Annotated in this window: 6 protein-coding genes and 1 pseudogene; 3 read left to right on the forward strand and 4 right to left on the reverse strand. The window is 58.9% G+C overall.

The annotated features are described in order from the left end of the window. Window positions 1-229: 229 nt before the first annotated feature. From B5X69_RS22550 to B5X69_RS21200, 3 genes and pseudogenes are all read left to right on the forward strand, one after another. Window positions 230-277: pseudogene (locus B5X69_RS22550) on the forward strand (hypothetical protein); the annotation flags it as partial. 89 nt (window positions 278-366) lie between these two features. Continuing rightward, entirely contained in the window at window positions 367-1,554 is a 1,188-nt protein-coding gene (locus B5X69_RS22345; RefSeq protein ID WP_425441540.1) for a tyrosine-type recombinase/integrase, read from the forward strand. 34 nt (window positions 1,555-1,588) lie between these two features. After that, on the forward strand, window positions 1,589-2,074 hold the full coding sequence (locus tag B5X69_RS21200) for a hypothetical protein (protein ID WP_139375912.1): 486 nt from the start codon (window positions 1,589-1,591) through the stop codon (window positions 2,072-2,074). A 230-nt stretch (window positions 2,075-2,304) separates the two neighbouring features. Here B5X69_RS21200 and B5X69_RS20365 read toward each other — a convergent pair whose 3' ends face one another. The 4 genes from B5X69_RS20365 to B5X69_RS20380 all read right to left on the reverse strand — a co-directional run. Then, complete coding sequence (locus B5X69_RS20365; RefSeq protein ID WP_079640291.1) at window positions 2,305-2,901, reverse strand: response regulator transcription factor; 597 nt, start codon at window positions 2,899-2,901, stop codon at window positions 2,305-2,307. Window positions 2,902-2,952: 51 nt separating this feature from the next. After that, window positions 2,953-3,162, reverse strand: coding sequence for an ATP-binding protein (locus B5X69_RS20370; protein ID WP_079640292.1), 210 nt, complete (start codon window positions 3,160-3,162; stop codon window positions 2,953-2,955). Continuing rightward, window positions 3,150-3,503: a sensor histidine kinase gene (locus B5X69_RS20375; RefSeq protein WP_079640293.1), complete on the reverse strand. Its 354-nt coding sequence runs from the start codon at window positions 3,501-3,503 to the stop codon at window positions 3,150-3,152. The genes B5X69_RS20370 and B5X69_RS20375 overlap by 13 nt, the downstream gene beginning before the upstream one ends. 223 nt (window positions 3,504-3,726) lie before the next feature. Continuing rightward, on the reverse strand, window positions 3,727-3,922 hold a 196-nt coding region (locus B5X69_RS20380), incomplete at its 5' end, for a transposase (RefSeq protein ID WP_176141636.1).

Below are 3,922 nucleotides of genomic sequence, written 5' to 3' on the forward strand. Positions count from 1 at the left end.
TCGATTCCCTGATCAGCCTTCTTCTTCATCAGACTTGTCCTTCCTATGACAAGTCTAACCCAATTTCCCTCATCCCCCGTTCACGAGGAAGAGCCAAAAAACCCTAGATTTCCGCTAGTTTAGAGGCATTCGCTGATCGTCAGCGACTGCCTCTGTTTGCCTCTGAATTTGGCTGATTGGGGCAAATTTGGGGGCCTCGCGAGGCCCTCCACATCAGCGAGGCCCCCAAATGGCGCTGACCGACACCGCAGTCCGCAACGCGAAGCCCAAGAACAAGCCCTACAAGGTCACGGACGGGCAAGGGCTTTACCTGCTGGTCAATCCGGGGGGCAGCAAACTCTGGCGCGTCAATATCGGCGTAACGGCGTGGAACGAAAGCTGGCGCTGGGGTCGTATCCTGAAATCACGCTCGCCGAGGCGCGTTCAGCACGCGATGCGGCTCGCAGGCAACTTGCCCATGATGTCGATCCCAACGCCGCCAAGCGTCAGGCACGGATCGAAGCGAGCATTCGCGCCAGTAACAGCTTTGCCAGCGTAGCTGAGGAACTGATCGAGAAGAAAACGCGGGAGGGCCTGGCAGAGCCGACGCTGAAAAAGATGCGCTGGTTCGTGAAGCTGCTTGGCGGGGAATTCGGCAAGCGCCCCATCGCGGAGATCACACCACAGGAACTGTTGCACGAACTGCGTAAGCATGAGCGGCGGGGCCGGTTGGACACGGCGAATCTTCTCCGAGCATTCGCCAGCCGCGGGTTTCGCTACGGGGTGGCGACAGCGCGAGCCGAGCGTGATCCAGCCCAATTGCTCATAGGCGCGCTGACGACAGCGAGGGTCAAGCACTTCCCCGCGATCACCGATCCGGTGGCATTTGGCGCATTGCTCAGGGCGATCGAAGGTTATCAGGGCGATCCCTCCGTCATGTATGCCCTGAAACTCACGCCCCACGTTTTCCAGCGTCCCGGCGAAATCCGGCATATGGAATGGAAGGAGGTGGATTTTGAAAAGGCGGTCTGGATCATCCCGGAAGGGAAGATGAAAATGCGCCAGCCCCATTCGGTGCCGCTGTCCCGGCAATCGCTGGCGATCCTCGCGGATATGCGCTCCCTGTCCGGTTCCGGGCGTTATGTGTTTCCATCGGTCAGGACGCGCGAAAGGCCGCTCAGCGAGAACACGATCAACGCCTCCTTGCGCCGCATGGGTTTTCCCAAGGACCAGATGACCGCGCACGGTTTCCGCACGTCCGCATCCTCGCTGTTGAACGAATCCGGCAAATGGAACCCCGACGCCATCGAACGGGCGCTGGCGCATATGGTCGCAGGAAGCGTCCGGCGCATTTACAACCAATCGGCCTATTGGCGCGAACGTGTTGCAATGGCCCAATGGTGGAGCGACTATCTGGACGAATTGCGAGGTGCGGGCAATGTCCCTCGTCAACGGGAGAAGATTGAGCGATGGACAACGACGACGCCCGCTCCCTTCGGAGAATTGTCTTACAGCTACTCCATGAGGACGAAGATGAAGCACGAAGGGAACTGGACGACATTATCCGAACGGTAGCGGAGAATATCGGACGGGAATCTTCTCTTTATACGTGGGCTGTCCCGGTCCTCCTCACTATTCCGCCATTGCTCCTGACAGCGTTCTTGATCGCAAGGCCATTCTCGAAAACAGCTGGAATATCCTTTTTGGGGCAGCCCAGCTATCATGCCTCATCCCGCTATACGCCTTATGGAAATGGGGCCGCTTTCAATATGGGCGCGGCTGGCTTTGGACACCGCGTGAAGCCCTGTATCTGAACGCGAGCGACGAGACGAAAGAAACCCTCGAGAAGTTCTTCGCCTATATCCAGCGTGAAGACGGCCCGAAGGCATATTTCAGGGATCGCAAAGGCCAAAAGCACTATCTGGATCGCCACTACTCGTTCGGGAAGCTGCGTGTCCTGTTGCTAGCCCCGGAGCGAATTGGCCCTCACCTCAAACTGGGGAATTTTCATTTGGCACTTCTGGGGAGAATACATCCGGTATCGACAGCAGGAGAAAGTGGCGGCTCAAACCCTGTTGGGCGAACTGGTGACTGAGCCTTTGCCATACTGAGCTTCAAGCATGGACTTTGCGTTGCTCGTAGAATCCGCCTGAACAGTAACGACCTGATACGATCCGTTGGGCAGCTTCACTTTGGCGCGATATGTATGAACAGACATAGATCCTCCTGTTTTTGGTGCCTTGTAGGTGACACACTGGAATGATCTCGGTCGATCCGGGAAATATCCGGTCTTCCAGAACGTTAACGGCGAATTGGGGATGCCGCTTAATCGTCCTCACCGCGACTGAGCGCGATAAGTTGCGCCAGGCCGTTGGTGCGTGTCTTCATGACGATCGCTGCACGGTGGTCCTCGACCGTGCGCGCCGAAATCGCCAGTCGATCAGCGATTTCCTTGTTGCTATGCCCTCGCACGAGAAGGTCGAAGACTTCGCGCTCGCGCCGGGTAAACGAAGCGGTGACGGCGGCGATGCGGCGCTCGTGTGCGGACCAAGCCAGGCCCTCTGTCACGGCCGCGATCAAGCGTGCTTCGTCGATCGGCTTTTCCAGATAGTCGAGCCCGCCGTACTGTCGTACCGCATCGACCGCATGGGAGGTGGTCGGCCAGGCCGTCATGAATATCAGCGCAACCGAGGGATCGCGCTTGCGCAGCGCGTCGGCGAAAGCAAAACCGTCCATCTCATCCATCTGAACGTCACTGACGACGCAGTTGAAGGACTGGTCAGTCAGGGCCTCCAGCAGTTGAACCGGTGAGAGAAAGGCTCGCGCTGCCAACCCTCGATGAACGAGCAGGCGGGCGACTGCGCGCCCCAAATCGTCATCATCGTCGAGTACTGCGACAATCGGAACAGGCGCCTCGTTCATGCCTTGGCTCCGTGGAGGGGCAAAGTGATGGCGAAGCGCTCCGTTCCGGAATCATCCTTGCGCTGGAGCGTGCCACCGTGCGCCATCGACGATGGTGCGAGCGATGATGAGACCCACGCCCATGCCGGCACCGTCGGATTCCGGCACGATCGAGATGTGGTTGCTCACTTCGATGCGCACTTCGGTATCAACGGGATACACCGTGACCAGAACCAATCTGTCGGTGCTGGCCGAGATGGCGTTGCGGGTCAGGTTGACCAAGGCCTGAGTAAGTTCGATTTCCTGTGCCAGTACCAGAAGATCAGGCGGGGGGGATCGACTTCGAGCAGGCAATTCCTCGCTCGCAGTTCGGGAGCCAGCATCTGCTCCAGCGTTCGCAACATTAGCGCAACCGGAAGCGGTGACGGTTCATCCGCCCCTGGGCCACCAAAACGGCGCAGCCGCCGGACCAGCTCGGACAACGCGTGGGCCTTGCGATCGACCAGATCGGCGCTTTCGGCTATATCGGGGGCAAGCCCGTCGGCCTGGCTCTTGAGATGCCTGGCCTCGATCGCCAACGTCGACAAAGGCTGACTGATTTCGTGAATGACGGCCACCGACATCGCGCGTAGCGTTTTTAGCCGCTCGGCCTGAAACAGCAGGCGATTGCGCTTCTCCAGGGCCGCACGTGCGTCGGCGAAGCTGCCGGCGAGCCAGGTGACGATATGACCACGGCGGCAATGCCCAGGTGTAGTTCCAAACGCGTTGCGTCCCCAACCGGACCTGCGGAGTAGGGAAGGAACAGTGCCATTTCGGCGAGTATGGCGTAATACCAAGTCTCATTGATCAGAACCCATGGGCCCAGTGACGCATGCCAAGGGACATGATGCGCCAGGGCTGATCGACAAGGCGGTTCCAAGCGAAGCAGCAATGATCGACGATATCGTCGTAGGATTTGAAGATGCGGTTCGAAAGCCAGTTGTCGCGCATGAACTGCCAGACGTTCTCGACCGGGTTGAGTTCGGGACACCTCGGCGGCAGC

It is taken from the genome of Sphingopyxis flava (assembly GCF_900168005.1).
GTDB lineage: Bacteria > Pseudomonadota > Alphaproteobacteria > Sphingomonadales > Sphingomonadaceae > Sphingopyxis > Sphingopyxis flava.

Excerpts from the sequence above, each read along its gene's own strand:
- B5X69_RS20365 (WP_079640291.1), bottom strand. The coding sequence starts at position 2,901 with ATGAACGAGGCGCCTGTTCCGATTGTCGCAGTACTCGACGATGATGAC.
- B5X69_RS20375 (WP_079640293.1), bottom strand. The coding sequence starts at position 3,503 with ATGTCGGTGGCCGTCATTCACGAAATCAGTCAGCCTTTGTCGACGTTG.